This window comes from Burkholderia sp. MSMB1078WGS, from assembly GCF_001528895.1.
In the GTDB taxonomy this organism is placed as follows: Bacteria; Pseudomonadota; Gammaproteobacteria; order Burkholderiales; family Burkholderiaceae; genus Burkholderia.
Genome location: NZ_LPDI01000032.1, coordinates 68,554 through 89,778 on the forward strand (window position 1 = coordinate 68,554; position 21,225 = coordinate 89,778).

A 21,225-nucleotide genomic window follows, 5' to 3' on the forward strand; every position below is an offset into this window, starting at 1 on the left:
CGATCCCGCAAGCCACGGACAGCCGTTCGTAAGAACCCGCCCGTCGGCTGACCGTTCAGCGCAACGGCGGCAGCGGAAAACGCGGCGCGGCGTCGTCCGGCGCGGGGTCGGCGCGATCGAGCGCGTACAGCCACGCGAGCAGGTCCGCGACCGCCTGGTAAAGCTGCGGCGGAATCCGGTCGTCGAGATCGACCTGCATCAGCAGCGACACCATCTCCGGCGCCGTATGCACGTACAGCCCGGCCTCGTGCGCGCGCGCGACGATCATCTCGGCGAGCACGCCGTAGCCCTTCGCCACCACGCGCGGCGCCGCATCGCCGCCTTTCGGATCGTAGACGAGCGCGGCCGCGCGCTTGCGGGACGTCATGCTCATGGCAGCGCCTCGTCATCGTCGCCCGGCACCGGCGCGTCGGGGCCGCCGGCCGCGCCGCGCGCGTATGCGGCGGCGGCGGCCTGCGCGGCGAACAGGTCGAAGCCGTCCGGCCCGTCGTCGACCGCGCGGATCGACAGCCCACCGACCCTGAGCCCCGATCCTTCGAGCCGCTGCCGCAGCGCGGCTTCGTGGCGCGTGAGACGGTCCGCGCCCGTCTGGTTCGCGCGCAGCCGCGCGACGAGCTGCGCGCCGTTCAGCACCAGTTCGGCATCGACCGTGCCGAGCGACGGCAGCGTCAGCGTCAGGCGCGTGCGCCACGCGATGCCGTCGCCCGGGTCGTCGCCGCCGCGCGGGGCGCGATGGCCCGGCTCGTCGGGTTCGATCGTCCAGTCGAGCCGCGCGCCCGGCCACGCCTCGCCGGTCCAGCGAAACTGGTCGGTCGCGAGTGCGTCGAGCTGCTGCCGAACGAGCGGCACGGCGGCCGGATGCACGGTCGCGAGCGGCTGCGCCTGCGGCTCGGACGATGCGGCGGCCAGCTCGGCCCGCGCGGGCGGCCAGCGCGTATCGGTGGGTGCAGCCAGCGGATCGGCGGGGTCGAGCGGCAACGATGCGCTCTGCCGGGCGGCCGCCGGCGCGGCCTGCGCGGGATCGCGCGCAGGCGCGCCGCCCTGGGCCGGCGGGAGCGCGCTCGCCCGCGCGGCGGCCGGCAGCGACGGGCGCTGCGCGAGCAGCTCGTCGAGCACGTCGGTCGACGCGTGCGGAACGGCTTCCGGGTCGGCCGGCGCGAGCGCGGTCGCGAGGCGCGCCTGCGGTTCGCGCAGCAGCGCCGCGAGCGGACGCTGGCCGGCCAGCCACTGCGCGAGATGGGATTCGTAGAAGAGGCCGCTTTCGCTCACGGCCTGCGCGAGCGCCGCGCGCAACGCCGCGACCGGCGGCGGCACGGCGGTTTCGCGCGCCGCCGCGGCGGACGACGCTTCAGCCGAAGCCGGCGTGGAGGACGCCGCGGGACCGGACGCAGCCGACGCGCGCGCCGGCATGGGCGTATCGGTGAGCAGCACCGCAGGATCGGCCAGCAGCGGCAGCCGACCGACGATCGCCGGCGTCGCATCGCCGCCCGAGCGCGAAATCGCGTCGAGCGTGCGCCCGACCTCGGACAGCGCGGTCTGCGTGGAAGCCGGCGGCGCGGCGGGCGGGCTGCCGGCCGGCGGCGAGGACGACGCGCCGGCCCCCGGCGTGCCGACCTGCGAGGTCGCGCCGCCGCCGGCGGGCGCCGATACGGTGCCGGTCAGCAAGCTGTCGAGGCGGCTCGCCAGCAGCGCGGCCGCAACGGAGTCGATACCGGTCATGATCGGAACCTGCTCACCTTGGGTCCGTTTGCATATGCAAACGGACGCTACACATCGTTGCGAATCCGGCGCGGCACGCCGGCGCCGCCCGCGGGAACGGCGCGCGCCACGTGCGGCACCGGGCCGGGGCGCCCGCCTCCCGGAACACGGCCCTACCCGCGCGCGCGATAGAGATCGGTCAATACCTGGGTCGAGCGCCGCGCCTCGAACAGCGCGGACAGCCGCGCGACGTCCGGGCTCGCGAGATCGCGGATCGCGGCGTCGTCGGCCAGGATGCGGCGGATCAGGTCGAGCTTGCGGCCGAGATCCGATTCGTCGAGCGCGACGCCCGGATCGGCCTCCTTCAATCCGTCCACGAGCTGCATGAATTCGGCCTGCAACCCCGGCAACGCGTTCCAGTCGGCGCCGCGCGCGGCGCACAGCATCCGGCTCGACACGGCGGCAAGCGCCTCGTAACGCGCGAAGTATTCGGCCTTGTGATTCATCGTGATGCTTCCGCTACCTGTTGCGCGGCCATCCGCGCGACTTCCGGGGCGATGCCCGTCCATGCTTCCTCGAGCGTCGCGAGCAAGCCGTCGACCTCGACCAGCATCGCGTCGCTCGCCTGCGCGTTCGCTTCCAGCAGGCGCCGGCCGATATACGCATACAGCGCATCGAGCCGGTCGGCGATCTCTCCGCCCGCGTCGCGGTTCAGCGACGCCTGCAGGCCGCTCTCGACGATCCGGATCGCCTTGCCGATCGCTTCGCCGCGCCCGGCTACGTTGTCCTGCTGCAAATGCATGCGCGCCAGCGCGATCGCCTGCCGCGCCCCCTGGTACAGCATCGCGATCAGTCGATGCGGGGAGGCGCCCATCACCCCGGTCTCGACGCCGACACGCGCGTACGCACTGGCTCCAGCGTGTCCTGGGGAAAACATGCGCTTCTCCTTTATTTGCCTTGGCTATGCGGGAGCCGCCGCCGTGCGTCGCACGGCGCGGCCTTCACCGGAGTTATCGGAAGGGATTTGAAAAGCTTTAGGTGCGCCGGAGCTGCCGCCGGGCAAGCGATGCCGGCCCCATTCAGCAAGCACAGAACCGTCCCGGGATGCCCGTCGTCGGATAGCCGCCCCCGGATGCCCGTCGTCGGATAGCCGCCCCCTCACACCGACATCTGCATGATGTCGTTGTAAGCGCTCACTAGCTTGTTGCGGACCTGGAGCCCGAACTGGAAGCCGATATTGGCCTTCTGCATGTCGACCATCACGTCGTTCAGCGAGATGTTCGGCGCGCCGACCTCGAACGCCTTCGCCTCGCCGAGCGCGCGCTGCTGGTCGCCGCTGATCTTGTCGAGCGACGCCTTCATCGCGCTCGCGAACGTGCCGGCCGTCGCCGCGCCCGAGCCGGCCAGCGCCGCCGTCGGGCTCGCGACGCCGCCGGACGCCTGCGCGGCCATCGACTGCATCTGTTGCAACACCGAACCGATTCCGCTGACGTTCGCAGTCATGCTGTCCCCAGACATAGAGAAGAGACCCGGACGCACCGGGCGATCCGCCGGCGCCGCACCACGCGCACCATGCCGGATCGCGAAAAAGGATAGCAGCGCGGCGCGCGTCAAAGCCGAGAAAGTACGGGGGAAACCCCGCTCTTTTCGGTCGATCGGAGTACGCCGCGGGTCACGATAATCGCATCGTGTCATTGTCCGCCCGCTCGCCCGAGCGAGCTCAGTCGCCCCGCTCCGGAGAAACTCGACGCATGGATTCGCAGGCCAACTCGCTGATCAACCCAGACGCCCGCGCGGGCCTCAGCCCGGCGTCCGGCGCCGCCGCGGCCGCCGCGTTGCCGGGCGCGGGCGGCGCAGGCGCGGACTTCGGGCTGGGCGGCTTCGCCGAACGCATTCCCGGCATCTCGCGAATGAAGGGCAACCCGAAGCTGCCGTTCGTGATCGCCGTCGCGTTCGCGATCGCCGCGATCACCGCGCTCGTGCTGTGGAGCCGGGCGCCCGACTACCGCGTGCTGTACAGCAACCTGTCCGACCGCGACGGCGGCGCGATCATTGCCGCGCTCCAGCAGGCAAACGTTCCGTACAAGTTCGCCGATGCCGGCGGCGCGATCCTCGTGCCGTCGAACCAGGTGCACGAAACGCGGCTGAAGCTCGCCGCGATGGGGCTGCCGAAGGGCGGCTCGGTCGGCTTCGAGCTGATGGACAACCAGAAATTCGGCATCAGCCAGTTCGCCGAGCAGATCAACTACCAGCGCGCGCTCGAAGGCGAGCTGCAGCGCACCATCGAATCGATCAACGCCGTGCGCGGCGCCCGCGTGCATCTCGCGATCCCGAAGCCGTCGGTGTTCGTGCGCGACAAGGAAGCCCCGAGCGCGTCGGTGTTCGTCGACCTGTACCCGGGCCGCGTGCTCGACGAGGGCCAGGTGCAGGCGATCACGCGGATGGTGTCGTCCGGCGTGCCCGACATGCCGGCGAAGAACGTGACGATCGTCGATCAGGACGGCAACCTGCTGACCCAGACCGCGTCCGCTTCCGGCCTCGACGCGAGCCAGCTCAAGTACGTGCAGCAGGTCGAACACAACACGCAGAAGCGCATCGACGCGATCCTCGCGCCGATCTTCGGCGCCGGCAACGCGCGCTCGCAGGTCAGCGCGGATCTCGATTTCTCGAAGATCGAGCAGACGTCGGAAAGCTACGGCCCGAACGGCACGCCGCAGCAGGCCGCGATCCGCAGCCAGCAGACCAGCAGCGCGACCGAACTCGCGCAGGGCGGCGCGTCGGGCGTGCCGGGCGCGCTGTCGAACACGCCGCCGCAGCCGGCTTCCGCGCCGATCGTCGCCGGCAACGGCCAGAACGCGCCGCAGACGACGCCCGTCAGCGACCGCAAGGACCAGACGACCAACTACGAGCTCGACAAGACGATCCGCCATACCGAACAGCCGATGGGCAGCGTGAAGCGGCTGTCGGTCGCGGTCGTCGTCAACTACCAGCCGGTCGCCGACGCGAAGGGCCACGTGACGATGCAGCCGCTGCCGCCCGCGAAGCTCGCGCAGGTCGAACAGCTCGTGAAGGACGCGATGGGCTACGACGCGAAGCGCGGCGACTCGGTAAACGTCGTGAACAGCGCGTTCTCGACCGCGAGCGACCCGTACGCCGACCTGCCGTGGTGGCGCCAGCCCGACATGATCGCGATGGCGAAGGAAGCCGCGAAGTGGCTCGGCATCGCGGCGGCCGCGGCGGCGCTCTACTTCATGTTCGTGCGCCCGGCGATGCGCCGCGCGTTCCCGCCGCCCGAGCCCCCCGCGCCGGTGCTCGCGGCGCCGGACGAAGCGGTCGCGCTCGACGGCCTGCCCGCGCCGGAAAAGGCGGCGGAGGAAGCCGATCCGCTGCTGCTCGGTTTCGAAAACGAGAAGAACCGCTACGAACGCAACCTCGACTACGCGCGCACGATCGCCCGCCAGGATCCGAAGATCGTCGCCACCGTCGTGAAGAACTGGGTGTCCGATGAACGCTGAAGGCTTGACCAAGAGCGCGCTGCTGCTGATGTCGATCGGCGAGGAAGAGGCCGCGCAGGTATTCAAGTTCCTCGCGCCGCGCGAGGTCCAGAAGATCGGCGCCGCGATGGCCGCGCTGAAGAACGTCACGCGCGAGCAGGTCGAGGACGTGCTGCAGGAGTTCGTGAAGGAAGCCGAGCAGCACACCGCGCTGTCGCTCGATTCGAGCGAGTACATCCGCTCGGTGCTGACGAAGGCGCTCGGCGAGGACAAGGCCGGCGTGCTGATCGACCGCATCCTGCAGGGCAGCGACACGAGCGGCATCGAAGGCCTCAAATGGATGGATTCGGGCGCGGTGGCCGAACTGATCAAGAACGAGCACCCGCAGATCATCGCGACGATCCTCGTGCACCTCGACCGCGACCAGGCCTCGGAAATCGCGTCGTGCTTCACCGAACGGCTGCGTAACGACGTGCTGCTGCGGATCGCGACGCTCGACGGCATCCAGCCGGCCGCGCTGCGCGAGCTCGACGACGTGCTCACGGGCCTGCTGTCCGGCAGCGACAACCTGAAGCGCAGCCCGATGGGCGGCATCCGCACGGCGGCCGAGATCCTGAACTTCATGACGAGCGTGCACGAGGAAGGCGTGCTCGAAAGCGTGCGCCAGTACGACGCCGATCTCGCGCAGAAGATCATCGACCAGATGTTCGTGTTCGAGAACCTGCTCGACCTCGAGGACCGCGCGATCCAGATGGTGCTGAAGGAAGTCGAGTCGGAAACGCTGATCGTCGCGCTCAAGGGTGCGCCGCCGGCGCTGCGCCAGAAGTTCCTGGCGAACATGTCGCAGCGCGCGGCCGAGCTTCTCGCCGAGGATCTCGACGCGCGCGGCCCGGTGCGCGTGTCCGAAGTCGAGACGCAGCAGCGCCGCATCCTGCAGATCGTGCGCAACCTCGCCGAGAGCGGCCAGATCGCGATCGGCGGCAAGGCGGAAGACGCGTATGTCTGATTCGGCGAGCGATCGCGTGGGCACCCTCACCGCGTACCAGCGGTGGGAGATGGCGTCGTTCGACCCGCCGCCGCCCCCGCCGCCGCCCGACGATGCGGCGGCGGCCGCCGCCGCGCTCGCCGAGGAACTGCAGCGCGTGCGCGACGCCGCGCACGCCGAAGGCCATGCGGCCGGCCACGTCGAAGGCCAGGCGCTCGGCTACCAGGCCGGTTTCGAGCAGGGCCGCGAACAGGGCTTCGAGGCCGGCCAGGCCGATGCCCGCGAACAGGCCGCGCAGCTCGCGGCGCTCGCCGCGTCGTTCCGCGAAGCCGTATCGGCGGTCGAACACGATCTCGCGTCCGAGCTCGCGCAACTCGCGCTCGACATCGCGCAGCAGGTCGTGCGCCAGCACGTGAAGCACGACCCGGCCGCGCTGGTCGCCGCCGTGCGCGACGTGCTCGCGGCCGAGCCCGCGCTGTCCGGCGCGCCGCATCTCGCGGTGAATCCGGCCGACCTGCCCGTCGTCGAAGCGTATCTGCAGGACGAGCTCGACACGCTCGGCTGGAACGTGCGCACCGACGCGTCGATCGAGCGCGGCGGCTGCCGCGCGCACGCCGCGACCGGCGAGGTCGACGCAACGCTGCCCACCCGCTGGCAGCGCGTCGCCGCCGCGATCGGCAAGGTGAGCACGTGGTGACGCGCTTGCCCGACGCGCTCGCGCACGACGGCATGACGCCGCTCGAACGCGAGCTCGCGCTCGCGTCGTTCGGGCCGGCGGCCGCGCACGATCCCGCCCACGACACCGCGCCGCATCCAGCGGCCTCGGCCGCCGCCCCGCGCGCGCCGCACAATCCGCATCTCGCACACTGGCGCACGCACCTGAACGGGCTCGCCGCGCGCAGCCACCACGCGTTGCCGCTGCGGCCATGCGGACGCCTCACGCGCGCGGCCGGCCTCGTGCTCGAGGCGATCGGGCTGCGCCTGTCGGTCGGCGCCGAATGCACGATCGAACTGCCGCCCGGCAGCACGCTGTCGCACGCGGAAGCCGAAGTCGTCGGTTTCGCCGGCGACCGCCTGTTCCTGATGCCGACCACCGACGTCGCCGGCGTCCTGCCCGGCGCACGCGTGTGGCCGCGCGAAAGCGCGCCCGTCACCGATCCCCTCGCGGGTGCGAAGCGGCTGCCGGTCGGCTGGGAGATGCTCGGGCGCGTCGTCGACGCGTCGGGCCGCCCGCTCGACGGCCTCGGCCCGCTCGCGTCGAAGGTCGACGCGCCGCTGTCGGCGCCGTCGATCAACCCGCTCGATCGCGAGCCGATCCATCACGTGCTCGACGTCGGCGTGCGCGCGATCAACGCGCTGCTCACCGTCGGCCGCGGCCAGCGGATGGGCCTGTTCGCGGGCTCCGGCGTCGGCAAGTCGGTGCTGCTCGGCACGATGGCGCGCTACACGAGCGCGGAAGTGATCGTGATCGGCCTGATCGGCGAACGCGGCCGCGAAGTAAAGGAATTCATCGAACAGATCCTCGGCGAGGACGGGCTCGCGCGCTCGGTCGTCGTCGCGGCCCCGGCCGACGTGTCGCCGCTTCTGCGAATGCAGGGCGCCGCGTACGCGACGTCGCTCGCCGAGTATTTCCGCGATCAGGGCAAGCACGTGCTGCTGCTGATGGATTCGCTCACGCGCTACGCGATGGCGCAGCGCGAGATCGCGCTGGCGATCGGCGAGCCGCCCGCGACGAAAGGCTATCCGCCGTCGGTGTTCGCGAAGCTGCCCGCGCTCGTCGAGCGCACCGGCAACGGGCCCGAAGGCGGCGGCTCGATCACCGCGTTCTACACGGTGCTGACCGAAGGCGACGACCAGCAGGACCCGATCGCGGATTCGGCGCGCGCGATCCTCGACGGCCACATCGTGCTGTCGCGTGCGCTCGCCGAGGCCGGCCACTATCCCGCGATCGATATCGAGGCGTCGATCAGCCGCGCGATGACCGCACTGATCGACGAAACGCATCTCGACCACGTGCGGCAGTTCAAGCAGATGCTGTCGCGCTACCAGCGCAATCGCGACCTGATCGCCGTCGGCGCCTACGCACCCGGCCGCGACGCGCAACTCGACCGCGCGATCGCGCTCTACCCGCGCATCGAGGCATTCCTGCAGCAGGGCTTTCGCGAATGCGCGCCGTTCGCATCGAGCCTCAGCGCGCTCGATGCGCTGTTCGACGCTTACGGAGGCTGATCCCGATGGCCCACGGCTTTCCCCTTCAGTTGCTGCTCGAGCGCGCGCAGGAAGACCTCGATTCGGCCGCGAAGCAGCTCGGCACCGCGCAGCGCGATCGCACCGCGGCGGCCGAACAGCTCGACGCGCTGCTGCGCTATCGCGACGAATATCACGCGCGCTTCGCGCAATCGGCGCAGAGCGGGATGCCGGCCGGCAACTGGCGCAATTTCCAGGCGTTCATCGACACGCTCGATGCGGCGATCGCGCAGCAACGCACCGTGCTCGCCGCGGCCGAAGTCCGCATCGACGAGGCGCGCCCGAACTGGCAGCAGAAGAAACGTACCGTCGGCTCGTATGAAATCCTGCAGGCGCGCGGCATCGCGCAGGCAGCGCAGCGCGACGCCCGGCGCGAACAGCGCGACGCCGACGAACACGCCGCGAAGATCCTGCGCATGCGGGCCGACGCGGCCCGTTCGTCGTAACCGACCACCGCATTCGAACGAGAGAACCGCCATGCCTCCCCTGCCCCTGCTCGGTGCGCTGCTCGACACCGCCGGCGCCGCACTCAAGGCCGCCCGCGGCTCGGGTGCGTCCGCCGCCAGCGATGCGTCGGCCACCGCGAGCGCCGTGCCGTTCGCGCAGACGCTGAAGCAAAGCGTCGCCACGCGCGGCGATACGGCCAACGCCGGTACACCGGACGTGTCGACCCAACAGGTTTCGTCTAAGCCGGCCGCCGGCGCGAAGCCGTCCGGCACGAACGACGACGACGCGACCGACGATACGACCGCGAACGCCGCCGCCAACCCCGATGCCGCAGCACTCGCGGCCGCCGCCGCCGTACAGGCGCAACTGCAGGCACGCCCGGACCCTGCGACGCCGGCCGACGCGGCGAGCGCCGCTGCCGCCGCTGCCACGACGCAAAAGACGGTCGTGTCCGGCCAGCCGGACGCCACGGCGATGCTCGCCAGCCACGCAACCCAGGACGCGGCCACCGAGCCGAGCGACCCGGCATCGAGCCGCGACGCGCTGCAAGCGACGCTCGCCAGGCTGACGGGTGGCGCGGGCGCGATCGCGATGCCGGCGACCGGCTCGGCCGCCTCCACCGCGCCGACGGCGCCGGCAGCGACCGCGTCGAACGCCGCCGCGCCGCTGACGCCGAAAGTGCCGACCTTCGACCGCACGCTCGCCGACGCGAAAGGCGCGCTCGCCTCCCAGCCGACGCCGGCTCAGGTCACGCCGCAAACGCTGCAGGCCGACGCGAATGCGCAATCCGGCACCCAGCACGCGCTCGCGGCGGCCGGCAACGCGACGGACCCGGCCGCCAGCGCGACGCTCGCGGCCGGCGCAACGGCCGCCGCCGCCGCGCAGGCGAACCTGCAACTGTCGCCGGCCGCCGGCGCGATCGCCGCCGCCAACGCGCACGTGCTCGCACCGCACGTCGGCACGGCCGACTGGACGGATGCGCTGAGCCAGAAAGTGGTGTTCCTGTCGAATGCGCACCAGCAGAGCGCCGAGCTGACGCTCAACCCGCCCGATCTCGGGCCGCTGCAGGTCGTGCTGCGCGTCGCGGACAATCACGCGCACGCGCTGTTCGTGTCGCAGCACGCTCAGGTGCGCGATGCGGTCGAAGCCGCGCTGCCGAAGCTGCGCGAGGCGATGGAAGCGGGCGGGCTCGGGCTCGGCAGCGCGACCGTCAGCGACGGCGGCCTCGCCTCGCAACAGCAGCCCAACCCGCAGCAGGCCTTCGCCGGCGGCCAGTCGTCGCGACGCGGGAACGGCGGACCGTCAGCCGTCGAGGCACCCGCCGACGCCGCGCCATCCGCACCGGTCGCCGCACGCGCGAGCCGCGCCGGCCTCGTGGATACGTTTGCCTGAGCATGACCGCCGCCGTGCGCGCCGCGTCTAGCGGCCGTGCACCGCGGCAGCCGCCTCGCCGCGCGGCACGCCGCCCCGACGCGCCGCGACGATGAAGTCGGCCGCGCGTTCGCCGATCATCACCGACGGCGCATTCGTGTTCCCGCCGATCAGCGTCGGCATCACCGACGCATCCACCACGCGCAGCGCGTCGACGCCGCGCACGCGCAGTTGCGGATCGACGACCGCGCGCGCATCGGCGCCCATCCGGCAGGTGCCGACCGGGTGATAGATCGTGTCCGCATGCGCGACGATCGTCGCGCGCAGCTCCGCTTCGCTCTGGTCCGGCCGCGTGTACAACTCGCGCCCGCCCTGCGACGCGAGCGGCGCCTGCGACAGGATGCGCCGCATCGCCTGCGCGCCGCGCACCAGCAGGTCGAGATCGCGCGAATCGCTGAAGAAGCGCGGATCGATCAGCGGCGCGTCGCGCGCGTCGCCGCTCGCGAGCGCGACCGTGCCGCGGCTGAACGGCCGCAATGCGCACACGTGCAGCGAATAGCCGAAACCCCAGTGCATCTTGCGGTTGTGATCGTCGACGAGCGCCGTGCAGAAATGCAGTTGCAGGTCGGGACGCTCGAGCGACGGATCGCTCTTGATGAAGCCGCCGGCCTCCGCGACGTTGCTCGTCATCATCCCCGTGCGGCTCGAGAAATAGCGAGCAAGCGCCGGCGTCATCTTCGCGATGCCGCGCAGGCACACGCCGACCAGCTCCGACGAATTCACGCGCGTGTTGATGATGAAGTCGATGTGATCGATCAGGTTCGTGCCGACGTCCGGCGCATCCTGCACGACCGCGATCCCGTGCCGGCGCAATTGCTCCGCCGGGCCGATCCCCGAACACATCAGCAGTTGCGGCGAATTGAACGCGCCGGCCGACAGGATCACTTCCGCGCGCGCGCCGAGCGTCTCGATCCGCCCGTTGCGCGACACGACGACGCCGACCGCGCGCTTGCCGTCGAACCCGACGCGCAGCGCCGTCGCATCGGTGATCACGTGCAGGTTCGGCCGGTTGCGGCCGTAGATGTACGCGCGCGCCACGCTGCAGCGCGAGCCGTCGCGATGCGTGACCTGATAGAAGCCGACGCCTTCCTGCTTCGCGCCGTTGAAGTCGTCGTTCAGCGGATAGCCGGCTGCGTGCGCGGCCTGGATGAATCGTTCGGAGAACGGATTGCGAAAGCGCAGATCCGACACCGACAGCGGGCCGTCCGCGCCGTGCCACGCGTCGGCGCCGCGCTCGTTGCCTTCCGCACGACGGAAATACGGCAGCACGTCCTGCCAGCCCCAGCCCGTCGCGCCGAGCTGCGCCCATTCGTCGTAGTCGCCCGGGTGGCCGCGCGTGTAGATCATCGCGTTGATCGCGCTCGAGCCGCCCATCCCGCGCCCGCGCGGCTGATAGCCGCGCCGCCCGCCGAGGCCCGGCTGCGGCACCGTCTCGTAGCCGTAGTTGGTGCCCAGCTTGAACGGCACCAGCGCCGCGATGCCGACCGGCATGTTGACGAGTAGGTTGCGCTCCGTATGCGAGCCGGCCTCGATCAGCGCGATCGTCGCATCGGGGCAGGCATCGGCGAGACGGCCGGCGAGGCTCGAGCCGCCCGAACCGCCGCCGACGATGATGTAGTCGTATTGCATGTCACGTCTCCGTCGTGTCATGGAAGGCGCCCGGCACCGCCGCGCGACCGCGTCTCCTCTTGTGTTCGGGCATTGTAGGAATGGCCGTCGCGTGCGCGGCGCGCGGATTCAAGAGCGATTCCTCTAAACGCCCGCGTGAACTAAATTTAAGATGTACCGATACGCTTCGCGCGATGCACCGGCCACGAGAAGCCGATTCGTCGCGAAACGGGAGGAACGACGATGCAGCGCCCGATTCTGCAGGCCGCGTGTCGACCGGGTGATCCCGAGGTCGCGCGCGCGGCCCGCATTTCATTTCAAACGACGGCCCGCGCGACGATGCACGGCGTCATGCGTGCGGTCGGTCGAAATCGAACGGCGCGTGTCGTCGTCGACCGTTTGGACGGTGTGTCGGCGCCGCCGCACGATGCACGGCGGCCCGCAATCGCATACGCGTCGCATTGCCCTGCTGCGGTGCACCGGCAGACGATCGCAAGACGGCATCGCGTGCCCGCTCGTCACCGTATCGGGTCGCGCGTGCGGGCCGTGCGGCACGATTTTCGGGCGCGCGCACCGTCGCGCGGATACGACGCCCGCCGCGTACCGCAACCGGTTTTCGAGCACCCGTCGCATCCGGCCCCGTGCCGCGCGACACGCATCACCCGATCCGCGTCGCCGCGCTCGCCGAGCGTGCGCGTGCGGCGTGACGGCCGGCCGATCGGCCAGGCCCAACTGGAGGAGACGACATGAAGAACGACCTGCCCGAACTGGCCCCGCAAGCACTGCCGTCGGTCGATGCGCTGACGTCGCTGCTGCACGACCAGCGCGCGGCGTACCTGCGCGCACCGTACCCGGCATGGGACACGCGTGCGCAGCACCTGCGCGCGCTGCGCACGATGCTGATCGACCACGCGGATGCGCTCGCCGACGCGATCAGCGCCGATTTCGGCCATCGCGCGAAACAGGAAGTGCTGCTGTCGGAAATCTGGATGGCGAAGGAAGAGATCGACGACGCGCTGAAGCACGGCAAGCGCTGGATGAAGCCGATCCGCAAGCCGATGAACAAGTGGCTGCGCCCGGCGCGCGCGAAGGTGATACCGCAACCGCTCGGCGTGGTCGGCATCGTCGTGCCGTGGAACTACCCGGTGCTGCTCGCGGCGGGCCCGCTGATCTGCGCGCTCGCCGCCGGCAACCGCGCGATCGTCAAGATGTCCGAACTGACGCCGCGCACGTCGGCGCTGTTCGAGCAGCTCATCGGCAAGACCTTCGCGCGCGACCACGTCGCGGTCGTGAACGGCGACGCGGAAGTCGGCGCCGCATTCAGCGCGCTGCCGTTCGACCATCTGCTGTTCACCGGCTCGACGCACGTCGGCCGCCACGTGATGCGCGCGGCCGCCGACAACCTGACGCCCGTCACGCTTGAGCTCGGCGGCAAGTCGCCGGCGATCGTCGGCCCGAATGCGCGCTTCGACGCGGCCGTCGACGCGATCGTCGCCGGCAAGACGCTGAACGCCGGCCAGACCTGCATCGCGCCCGACTACGTGCTGCTGCCGCGCGGGATGGAAGGCGCGTTCATCGAACGCGCGCGGACCCGCTTCGCGAAGCTGTATCCGGACCTGGCGGCCAACGGCGACTACACGACGATCGTGTCGCCGCGTCACTACGCACGCCTGCAGCAACTCGCGAGCGACGCGCAGGCAGCCGGCGCGCAATTGCATCCGCTGTCCGACGCGCAGTCCGATCCCGCGTCGCGCCGCTTCGTACCGTGCGCGGTCACGCAGGTGCCGGCCGCGTCGTCGCTGATGCAGGAAGAGATCTTCGGGCCGCTGCTGCCGCTCGTGCCGTACGAGCGGCTCGACGAGGCGATCGCGTACGTCAATGCGCGCCCGCGTCCGCTCGCGCTGTACCTGTTCGACGAGGATCGCGGCACGATCGACCGCGTGATGCGCGAAACGGTCTCGGGCGGCGTATCGATCAACGAAACGCTGATGCACATCGCGTGCGGCAGCCTGCCGTTCGGCGGCGTCGGTGCGAGCGGCATGGGCGCGTATCACGGCTACGACGGCTTCGTGACGTTCTCGAAGATGAAGCCGGTGCTCACGCAGGCGCGGCTGAACGCACGCAACCTGCTCGCGCCGCCGTACGGCAAACGCTTCGCCGCACTGATCAAGCTGATGCTGAAATTCTGAGCCGGCCGGGCCGCACGTACGCATCGCGTCGCGGCCGTTGCGGGCCCGACGCGCGGCATCCATGCCGCGCACGCAGCCGTCACACCGGCCAGAGCGGCCCCTCCTGCATCGCGCCGATTTGCTCGCGCAATTCGAGCACGCGCGCTTCCCAGTAACGATGCGTGTTGAACCACGGGAAGGCAGCCGGAAACGCGGGGTCGTCCCAGCGCCGCGCGAGCCACGCCGCATAGTGGATCAGCCGCAGCGTGCGCAGCGCTTCGACCAGATGCAGCTCGCGCGGCTCGAATTCGCAGAAATCCTCGTAGCCGGCGAGCAGGTCCGCCAGCGCGCGCGACGCGCCTTCGCGATCGCCCGGCAGCAGCAGCCACAGATCCTGCACGGCCGGCGCCATCCGGCTGTCGTCGAAGTCGACGAAATGCGGGCCGGCATCGGTCCACAGCACGTTGCTCGGATGACAGTCGCCGTGCGTGCGCAGCAGGCGGATCTCTCCGGCGCGCTCGAACGCGGCCTCGACGCCTTCGAGCGCGAGCGCGACCGCGCTCGCGTACGCCGGTCTTACGTCATCCGGAATGAAATCGTGCGCGAGCAGATAGTCGCGCGGATCGTAGCCGAACGTATCGATGTCCAGCACGGGACGCGCGACATACGGCTGCGTCGCGCCGACCGCATGAATGCGGCCGATGAAGCGGCCGAGCCATTCGAGCGTGTCGCTGCGGTCGAGATCGGGTGCGCGGCCGCCGCGCCGCTCGAAGATCGAGAAGCGGAAACCGTCGAACGCGTGCAGCGTATGGCCGTCGAACGATCGCGCGGGCACCGCCGGAATCTCGCGCGCGGCGAGTTCGGCGACGAACGCGTGTTCTTCGAGAATCGCGTCGTCCGACCAGCGCGCCGGGCGATAGAACTTCGCGACGACCGGCGGGCCGTCTTCGATACCGACCTGGTAGACGCGGTTTTCGTAGCTGTTGAGGGCGAGCAGGCGCCCGTCGGTGCGCAGGCCGGCCGGCATCAGCACGCTGTCGAGCGCGTCGAGCACGCATTCGGGCGTGAGGCCGGCGAACGGCGGGCTGGCGGGAGAAGCGGGAGCGGAAGTGGCGTCTGTCATGCCCCGCATTGTGCCGCCACCCGGGCCGAAAGACGAGCGTCCGGTGCGATGCGCCAGGGCCTGTTCACGCTAATCACGGACTTGCGCTGGCCCCCATGGATGAATTTCTCCAAACGGGGGAACGCGCCTTTCCGCCCGCAGGGCGGCGTCGTTCGTCGTTGCAATAGCTACGGCTATTGCACCTCCTCTCTTCTTGCACGCGCCCGAAGGAAGTCCCCTTGGGGGACGGGCTGAAAGGTGCGTTCGCGAGCCCGTTGCTAACGCGAACAGGCCCTAGTGAAGCGCCGCGCCGGCCGGCAGGACGGATTCGCCGGTGTCGATCAGATCCTCGAGAAAGAACGGCTCGGTGTTGAGTTCTTTCGACTCACCCGGCACGCCCGCGTACCAGGTCACCATGGCCATGTCGCCCAGGATGCGCTGGACGATGCCGCGCGCGCCTTTCGGCACCGCGATATGGGTAGTGCAGACGATCGACCCGATATGCATGATGGTTCCCCACTCTTGAATCTTGAAACCCGGCCCGCTGGCGAGCCGGCAAATGCACGATCCGCGCCGCTCTCGACGGAGCGTTGCGCGTGATCCCATTGTTCACGGTTTATCGAAGCGCGAAAAGAAGAAGAAGCAGGCGAAATGCCGCGAATTCGTCGAATGTCTCCAATCAACCACTGCGCCGGGCTCGTACTTGCCTGCCCGGTTACCCCCATCATACCCTGTCGAATGTGACCGCCCATCGAAACCGCCCGGCGGCGCCGCGCGCACGGAATTGACGCAACGCGCATACCGCTTCGCTTCTTCCGTGCAGGACCATCGGCACACGCCCTGCGATCGGCGCCGACATCGCCTCGCGCGCGTCGCATGTCGATCGCCTTTCGCCGTTTGTCGAATGCTTGCGTGCGCAGCGGCCGGCGCACCGGCGTCGGCCTGCATCGGCGCAACATATCGCCGGCAACATGCAGCCGCCGACAGGAGTTGCGTTCGGCACTTGCCTTGCGGTACCTTAGGCTTTCGTTCGCGTTCACTCGCATTCCGACACGATGCATCCGCTCACGTCCGCCCTTGCCAAATCCCGGCCGCAGTTCGACTCGCGGCCGCAGGCGTGCGCGCATCCGTCGGTCCTTCCCCCTCCTGTCGCACCGCCGCTCGTCAGCGCTGCGCCGCCCCCGCCGGCGGCACGCGCCGGCTGACCGGCCGGCTTCCGTTTTCGTCTTCCATTCGCCTCGTTGGCTGCAGGTGCGTGCGTCGTGACGCACGGCATGTTGCCGCGCGCGCGGATGGAACGTTTCGATCCGTTCGACAGGTGGATTCACATGGTTTCGTTCAAACGCGCGCTTGCCGCGCATGGCGCGACGTCGCTCTTCGTGCTGCTGTGGAGCAGCGGGGCGATCTTCGCTGAACTCGGTCTGCGTCACGCATCCGCGTTCGCCTTTCTCACTGCCCGTTTCGCGCTCGCATCGCTCGTGCTGCTCGCGCTGGCCTTCGTGCGCAAGCGCTGGCTGCCGCCGCACGGCGAGCGGCGCATGGCCGCGCTGACCGGCTTGCTGATGATGGGCGGCTATTCGATCTTCTACCTGCTCGCGCTCGAGCGCGGCATCGCGCCCGGCGTGCTCGCGACGATCCTCGGCGTGCAGCCGATCCTCACGCTCGCGATCGTCGAGCGTCGCTGGCAGCCGCTGCGCATCGCGGGGCTCGCGCTGTCGCTCGCCGGCCTCGCGCTCGTCGTCGGCCGTGGCGTGGGCGGCATGAACGGCGGGAAGGGCGGCCTGTCGGCTGCCGGTATCGCGTGCGCACTCACGGCACTCGTCGCGCTGACCGTCGGCTCGCTGCTGCAAAAACGCGCACGCGCGGCGCCCGCCGACGTGCTGCCGCTGCAGAATGCGATCGGCCTCGCACTGTGCGTCGCGATCGCGCCGTTCCGGCCGGTGTCGTTCGACACGAGCTGGGCGTTCGTCGTGCCGCTACTGTGGCTCGGCATCGTGATTTCGGTGATCGCGCAACTGCTGTTCTACCGATTGATGCAGCGCGGCGATCTCGTGAACGTGACGAGCCTGTTCTATCTCGTGCCCGTCGTCACCACGCTGATGGATGCCGTATGGCTCGGCAATCGGCCCGAGCCGCTCGCGCTCGCCGGCATGAGCGCGATCGTCGCCGGGCTCGCGCTCGTGTTCCGCGCGCCGGCCGCACGATCGCAACCCGAGCGCGCCTGAGCGGCGGGCCGCCGCGCCTGCGGGTGCGGCGGCCCGCATCGGACACGTACGACGATTCCGCGAGAACCGAAAGGAACGGGAAAGATACGTGCAAGGCGTTCGTCTTGCTTGCACGAAAAACGCGTGCTTCCCGCGGCTTTCCGCTGATTTTTAATGGTTCGGATAGCGAAAAGCGCCGCCGGTTGCCTATACTCGAATGGACGGCCCGCACGCAACGGGCCGGACCAACTAGAAACACCCGGCATGGGGCCGGGGTGAGCGCACGCGTGCCGTTTCGGGCCGATATCCCGCAGGGATGGGGCCGCCAAGGCAACACTGAAGCGCCCACTTCGGTCGACACTGGAGACACGCATGACGACCTATTTCACGATCGGCGACTTCATCCTGTTGATTCCGATGGCGCTGGCCGGAGCGCTATTTCTCGGCGCGGTGCCGTGCGCGACCCAATTCCGTCACAACCTGCTGCGCGTACTCGGCGTCATTCTCGGCGTCGGCGTCGCGGTGCTGCTCGTTGAAGGCCTGCCCGCGCTGATCTAGCGCGCCGCCAGCGCGCGACGTGCGTCGCTGCATCGCAGCGACGCGACGTACGGTCCGCGGGTCGGCGACACGGCACGCGACGTTTCGCATGCCGTATCGACTCCCGATCAGATCGCCTGATCGGTGGACGGCTTTTCCCACAGATTGATGCCGCCTTCCGTCGCGTAACGATCGATCTCGGCGAGCTCCTCCGCCGAGAATTCGAGGTTCTTCAACGCCCCGACGTTCTCGCGCACCTGCTCCGCGCGGCTCGCGCCAATCAGCGCGGACGTCACGCGGCCGTTACGCAACACCCACGCCAAGGCCATCTGCGCAAGGCTCTGCCCGCGCCGTTCGGCGATCGTGTTGAGCTTGCGCACATGCTCGAGGTTGTCCGCGCTCAGGTGTTCCTGCTTCAGCGAGCCGCCGCCCGGCTTGTTCACGCGCGCGTCGGCCGGCACGCCATTCAGATACTTAGACGTCAGCAAGCCCTGCGCGAGCGGCGTGAACGCGATGCTGCCCGCGCCGACTTCGTCGAGCGTGCCGAGCAGGTCGCGCTCGATCCAGCGGTTCAGCATGTTGTACGAAGGCTGGTGAATCAGCAGCGGCACCTTGTATTGCGCGAGCAGCTCGGCCATCTCGCGCGTCTTCGCGGCCGAATACGACGAGATGCCGATGTAGAGCGCCTTGCCCTGCTGCACGGCCGACGCCAGTGCGCCCGCCGTTTCCTCGAGCGGCGTGTGCGCGTCGAAACGGTGCGAATAGAAGATGTCGACGTAGTCGAGCCCCATCCGCTGCAGGCTCTGGTCGAGACTCGCGAGCACGTACTTGCGCGATCCGCCGCCGCTGCCGTACGGCCCCGGCCACATGTCCCAGCCGGCCTTCGTCGAGATCAGCAGCTCGTCGCGATACGGCCGGAAATCCTCCTTCAGCAGCCGGCCGAAATTGATTTCGGCGCTGCCGTACGGCGGCCCGTAGTTGTTCGCGAGGTCGAAGTGGTTGATGCCGAGGTCGAACGCGGTGCGCAGAATCTCGCGCTGCGTCGAGATCGGCGTCGAGTCGCCGAAGTTGTGCCACAGACCCAGCGACAGGGCGGGCAGTTTGAGCCCGGATTTGCCGCAGGTGCGGTATTGCATGCCGGCATAACGTTCGGAAGCTGCTTCGTAGGCCATGAGTCTGTTCCGTCAGGACATCGGGGGAAGGGACGCGCGCCGGCCGCGCACATGGCGTGACGGCGGCGAAGGAGTCATACGACGACTATGGTAGCGAAAGCGGCCGGATCGCGCACGGCGGCACGGCGATGGACGCGACCGCGGCCGTCGCCTACACTGCGGCGTCTCGAATCACCGTTTCAGCGAGGTTGGTATGTCCCGGGTCATCTCGGTTGCACTGCTCGTCGGCGGCATCGTGCTGCTGTATTTCGGCGGCCAGTCGTTCCATTCGATCAACGACAACGTGTCGCGCTTCTTCACCGGCTCGCCCGCGACGAAGACGATCCTGCTGATCGTCGGCGGCGCCGTCGCGTCGTTCGCCGGCCTGATCGGCCTCGCGATGCCGGGCAGCAAGCGCTGATCGCTGCGCATCGCGACGCCCGCCCGTCTGCCTCACGCGCGCGCGGGCCGCACCAAGCGAAACGGGCGGCCACGCCGCCCGTTGCTTCATTCGCCATTCGCGCGCGATGCGCCGCATCGCGTGATCGGGGGCGGCAACACCCTGCCGCTCCGCTCCTGACCTAGAACTGCACTTCCGGCTTCGACGCCGAGCGCGTGCCGGGCACCGGCCGGTTGCTTGCGCCGTGATACGTGTACACGAGCGAGAACTTCACCTGGTCGGAACGGTTCTGCCCGGCCGAATGCAGCGTGTTGCAGTGAAAGAACACGACATCGCCCGTCTCCAGCGACGGACACGTGGCCGCGTCGATCATCCTGCGGTTTTCCGGCAGATCGCCACGGAAGAACTTCGCGTCGTCGAACGCTTCCGGCCCGAATTCGGCCGTATGCGAACCCGGCACGAGCCACAACGCGCCGTTCTCGTTGGTTTCAGGCCCAAGGGCGAGCCACACCGACACCATGTCCGGGCGCTCGAACGCCCAGTAGCGGAAATCGCGATGCCAGCCGGTCAGGCTGCCGTACGCCGGGTGCTTCGTCATCATGCAGTTGTGATGCGCGCGCGACAACACGGGCTCTTCACCGAAATACTCGCGCATCCACGCGCCGATTTCAGGGGCCACCGCGCGCTCGGCAAACGCCGGATCGCGCGAATACGCATCGAGCAGCCGCCGCACCGTATGCCCGCCCGGCGCATGCTTCGATTCGGGCGCGCCCGGGTAGCGCAGGTCGGCCTCGAACTCGATCGGCTCGGCGGCCTCCCGCAACTGACGCTCCGCGATCTGCCTGAGCGCCGCGCACTGCTCCTCGCCGACGAGGCCGCGCGCGACGACGAAGCCGCGCTCGCGCAATTCCGCGACCTGCGCGCGGATCGATTCCGACTGCAATGGAGACGACATGGGATGCCAGACGTTTATTGTGTGAATGTGACGATTGTAAATCGGCGCCGGATACCGCGAACAGCACCATTGTCGTGCGCAGGGGCATGCCAATCACGGCTTTGATCCGGGTCAAGGGAACTGTGCGACGCGGCACCTGCCTCAGCGACAGGCGGTATGCGGTACACGCGTTGCAGCACAAGGGTTTATCGCGACTTTTGCCCGTCACGAAACCCCTGTAGCCTGACGCGGCCTGTCAATTCTGGCGGGGGCGGCGCGCAGCGGGATCCGATAAGATCCGTTGTGCCATCCGAGGCCGTTCATACCAGTGCGCTCTTCAGGGCGCCACCCATACAAGCGAAGCATCGTTCACATGCCATTCCGTCTGACTTCCCGTTTCAACCGCGCTGCGAAGCGCGTCGTGCCGTCCACTCCTGCCCGCTCGCTGCGCCATCACCGCGCACGCACGCAGGCGCTGGCCGAGCGTACGCACACGCACAGCCGGCTGGACGGCATCCGTGCGTGGTTCCACGCGTTTTTCTCGATGATGAGCGCGCAGACGTTCGCGCGCCGCGCCGGCCTGCGCTCGCTGCTGCAGAAGCCGTCGTCGCTGCGCGCGCTCGCGCTGCGCCGCACGCTCGGCCCGCAGCGCCGCGTCAACCGCCCGCGCCGCCTCGCGGCGAGCAACGGCTGGTTCGGGTTCGGCGCGCGCTGAGCGAATGCCTGGCGGGCATGGCCCGCACCGATCGCCGCCATTGCATCGGCGACCGAAATCCATAAAAAAACCCCGGCCAGGCCGGGGTTTTTCATTTCAGGCGA

21 protein-coding genes are annotated in these 21,225 nt (G+C 69.6%); 11 read left to right on the forward strand and 10 right to left on the reverse strand.

Annotation, left to right across the window (positions count from 1 at the left end):
* Positions 1 to 55 precede the first annotated feature (55 nt).
* The 5 genes from WT24_RS07465 to fliE all read right to left on the reverse strand — a co-directional run bounded on the left by WT24_RS07465 (position 56) and on the right by fliE (position 3,201).
* Entirely contained in the window at positions 56 to 373 is a 318-nt protein-coding gene (locus WT24_RS07465; protein ID WP_059791033.1) for an EscU/YscU/HrcU family type III secretion system export apparatus switch protein, read from the reverse strand.
* On the reverse strand, positions 370 to 1,719 hold the full coding sequence (locus WT24_RS07470; protein WP_060032291.1) for a flagellar hook-length control protein FliK: 1,350 nt from the start codon (positions 1,717 to 1,719) through the stop codon (positions 370 to 372). Before WT24_RS07470 ends, WT24_RS07465 begins: the two co-directional genes overlap by 4 nt.
* A gap of 152 nt (positions 1,720 to 1,871) precedes the next feature.
* A complete protein-coding gene (locus tag WT24_RS07475; protein ID WP_059791037.1) occupies positions 1,872 to 2,204 on the reverse strand; it encodes a flagellar protein FliT in 333 nt (110 codons plus the stop codon).
* Entirely contained in the window at positions 2,201 to 2,635 is a 435-nt protein-coding gene (gene fliS, locus WT24_RS07480) for a flagellar export chaperone FliS (RefSeq protein ID WP_059500604.1), read from the reverse strand. Before fliS ends, WT24_RS07475 begins: the two co-directional genes overlap by 4 nt.
* Positions 2,636 to 2,856: 221 nt before the next feature.
* Positions 2,857 to 3,201 carry a flagellar hook-basal body complex protein FliE gene (fliE, locus tag WT24_RS07485; protein WP_034208646.1) on the reverse strand — a complete coding sequence of 115 codons (345 nt, stop codon included), beginning with the start codon at positions 3,199 to 3,201 and terminating at the stop codon, positions 2,857 to 2,859.
* A gap of 248 nt (positions 3,202 to 3,449) precedes the next feature.
* On the opposite strand from fliE, the gene fliF reads away from it, so the two are divergent.
* From fliF to WT24_RS07515, 6 genes are read left to right on the forward strand one after another with little or no spacing between them, the layout of a single operon-like run.
* Entirely contained in the window at positions 3,450 to 5,213 is a 1,764-nt protein-coding gene (gene fliF, locus WT24_RS07490) for a flagellar basal-body MS-ring/collar protein FliF (RefSeq protein WP_060032295.1), read from the forward strand.
* Positions 5,203 to 6,198: a flagellar motor switch protein FliG gene (gene fliG / locus WT24_RS07495; protein WP_034208648.1), complete on the forward strand. Its 996-nt coding sequence runs from the start codon at positions 5,203 to 5,205 to the stop codon at positions 6,196 to 6,198. The genes fliF and fliG overlap by 11 nt, the downstream gene beginning before the upstream one ends.
* Complete coding sequence (gene fliH / locus WT24_RS07500; protein WP_059500602.1) at positions 6,191 to 6,874, forward strand: flagellar assembly protein FliH; 684 nt, start codon at positions 6,191 to 6,193, stop codon at positions 6,872 to 6,874. The genes fliG and fliH overlap by 8 nt, the downstream gene beginning before the upstream one ends.
* Before the next feature lie 32 nt (positions 6,875 to 6,906).
* Positions 6,907 to 8,406: a flagellar protein export ATPase FliI gene (gene fliI / locus WT24_RS07505; protein WP_373557118.1), complete on the forward strand. Its 1,500-nt coding sequence runs from the start codon at positions 6,907 to 6,909 to the stop codon at positions 8,404 to 8,406.
* A gap of 5 nt (positions 8,407 to 8,411) precedes the next feature.
* Positions 8,412 to 8,870 carry a flagellar export protein FliJ gene (gene fliJ / locus WT24_RS07510; RefSeq protein ID WP_059500600.1) on the forward strand — a complete coding sequence of 153 codons (459 nt, stop codon included), beginning with the start codon at positions 8,412 to 8,414 and terminating at the stop codon, positions 8,868 to 8,870.
* A gap of 31 nt (positions 8,871 to 8,901) precedes the next feature.
* Positions 8,902 to 10,263 (forward strand): flagellar hook-length control protein FliK, encoded by a 1,362-nt coding sequence (locus tag WT24_RS07515; RefSeq protein ID WP_060032298.1) that lies wholly within the window; start codon positions 8,902 to 8,904, stop codon positions 10,261 to 10,263.
* A gap of 27 nt (positions 10,264 to 10,290) precedes the next feature.
* Here the strand turns inward: WT24_RS07515 and WT24_RS07520 are convergent, their stop codons facing one another.
* Positions 10,291 to 11,931, reverse strand: a complete 1,641-nt coding sequence (locus tag WT24_RS07520) for a GMC family oxidoreductase (RefSeq protein WP_059500598.1) — start codon at positions 11,929 to 11,931, stop codon at positions 10,291 to 10,293.
* Between the two features lie 725 nt (positions 11,932 to 12,656).
* Between WT24_RS07520 and WT24_RS07530 the strand changes: the two genes are divergently transcribed.
* The gene (locus WT24_RS07530) at positions 12,657 to 14,099 is read left to right on the forward strand and encodes a coniferyl aldehyde dehydrogenase (protein ID WP_059500596.1); all 1,443 of its coding nucleotides are present in this window, start codon (positions 12,657 to 12,659) and stop codon (positions 14,097 to 14,099) included.
* A 79-nt stretch (positions 14,100 to 14,178) separates the two neighbouring features.
* Here WT24_RS07530 and WT24_RS07535 read toward each other — a convergent pair whose 3' ends face one another.
* Positions 14,179 to 15,201: a serine/threonine protein kinase gene (locus tag WT24_RS07535; protein ID WP_082742120.1), complete on the reverse strand. Its 1,023-nt coding sequence runs from the start codon at positions 15,199 to 15,201 to the stop codon at positions 14,179 to 14,181.
* A 273-nt stretch (positions 15,202 to 15,474) separates the two neighbouring features.
* Positions 15,475 to 15,687, reverse strand: coding sequence for a hypothetical protein (locus tag WT24_RS07540; protein ID WP_006477514.1), 213 nt, complete (start codon positions 15,685 to 15,687; stop codon positions 15,475 to 15,477).
* Positions 15,688 to 16,508: 821 nt separating this feature from the next.
* Here WT24_RS07540 and WT24_RS07545 point away from each other — a divergent pair.
* Both WT24_RS07545 and WT24_RS07550 read left to right on the forward strand, forming a co-directional pair.
* Positions 16,509 to 17,405: a DMT family transporter gene (locus tag WT24_RS07545; RefSeq protein WP_059791146.1), complete on the forward strand. Its 897-nt coding sequence runs from the start codon at positions 16,509 to 16,511 to the stop codon at positions 17,403 to 17,405.
* Between the two features lie 351 nt (positions 17,406 to 17,756).
* Positions 17,757 to 17,942 (forward strand): hypothetical protein, encoded by a 186-nt coding sequence (locus WT24_RS07550; RefSeq protein ID WP_006482800.1) that lies wholly within the window; start codon positions 17,757 to 17,759, stop codon positions 17,940 to 17,942.
* Between the two features lie 107 nt (positions 17,943 to 18,049).
* Here WT24_RS07550 and mgrA read toward each other — a convergent pair whose 3' ends face one another.
* Entirely contained in the window at positions 18,050 to 19,093 is a 1,044-nt protein-coding gene (gene mgrA / locus WT24_RS07555; RefSeq protein ID WP_059791052.1) for an L-glyceraldehyde 3-phosphate reductase, read from the reverse strand.
* 193 nt (positions 19,094 to 19,286) lie between these two features.
* Here mgrA and WT24_RS07560 point away from each other — a divergent pair, with 193 nt between their 5' ends.
* Positions 19,287 to 19,493, forward strand: coding sequence for a DUF3185 family protein (locus tag WT24_RS07560; RefSeq protein WP_034208658.1), 207 nt, complete (start codon positions 19,287 to 19,289; stop codon positions 19,491 to 19,493).
* Between the two features lie 160 nt (positions 19,494 to 19,653).
* Here WT24_RS07560 and WT24_RS07565 read toward each other — a convergent pair whose 3' ends face one another.
* Positions 19,654 to 20,427 carry a phytanoyl-CoA dioxygenase family protein gene (locus WT24_RS07565; protein ID WP_059791054.1) on the reverse strand — a complete coding sequence of 258 codons (774 nt, stop codon included), beginning with the start codon at positions 20,425 to 20,427 and terminating at the stop codon, positions 19,654 to 19,656.
* A 352-nt stretch (positions 20,428 to 20,779) separates the two neighbouring features.
* On the opposite strand from WT24_RS07565, the gene WT24_RS07570 reads away from it, so the two are divergent.
* A complete protein-coding gene (locus tag WT24_RS07570; protein ID WP_060032307.1) occupies positions 20,780 to 21,121 on the forward strand; it encodes a hypothetical protein in 342 nt (113 codons plus the stop codon).
* Positions 21,122 to 21,225 lie beyond the last annotated feature (104 nt).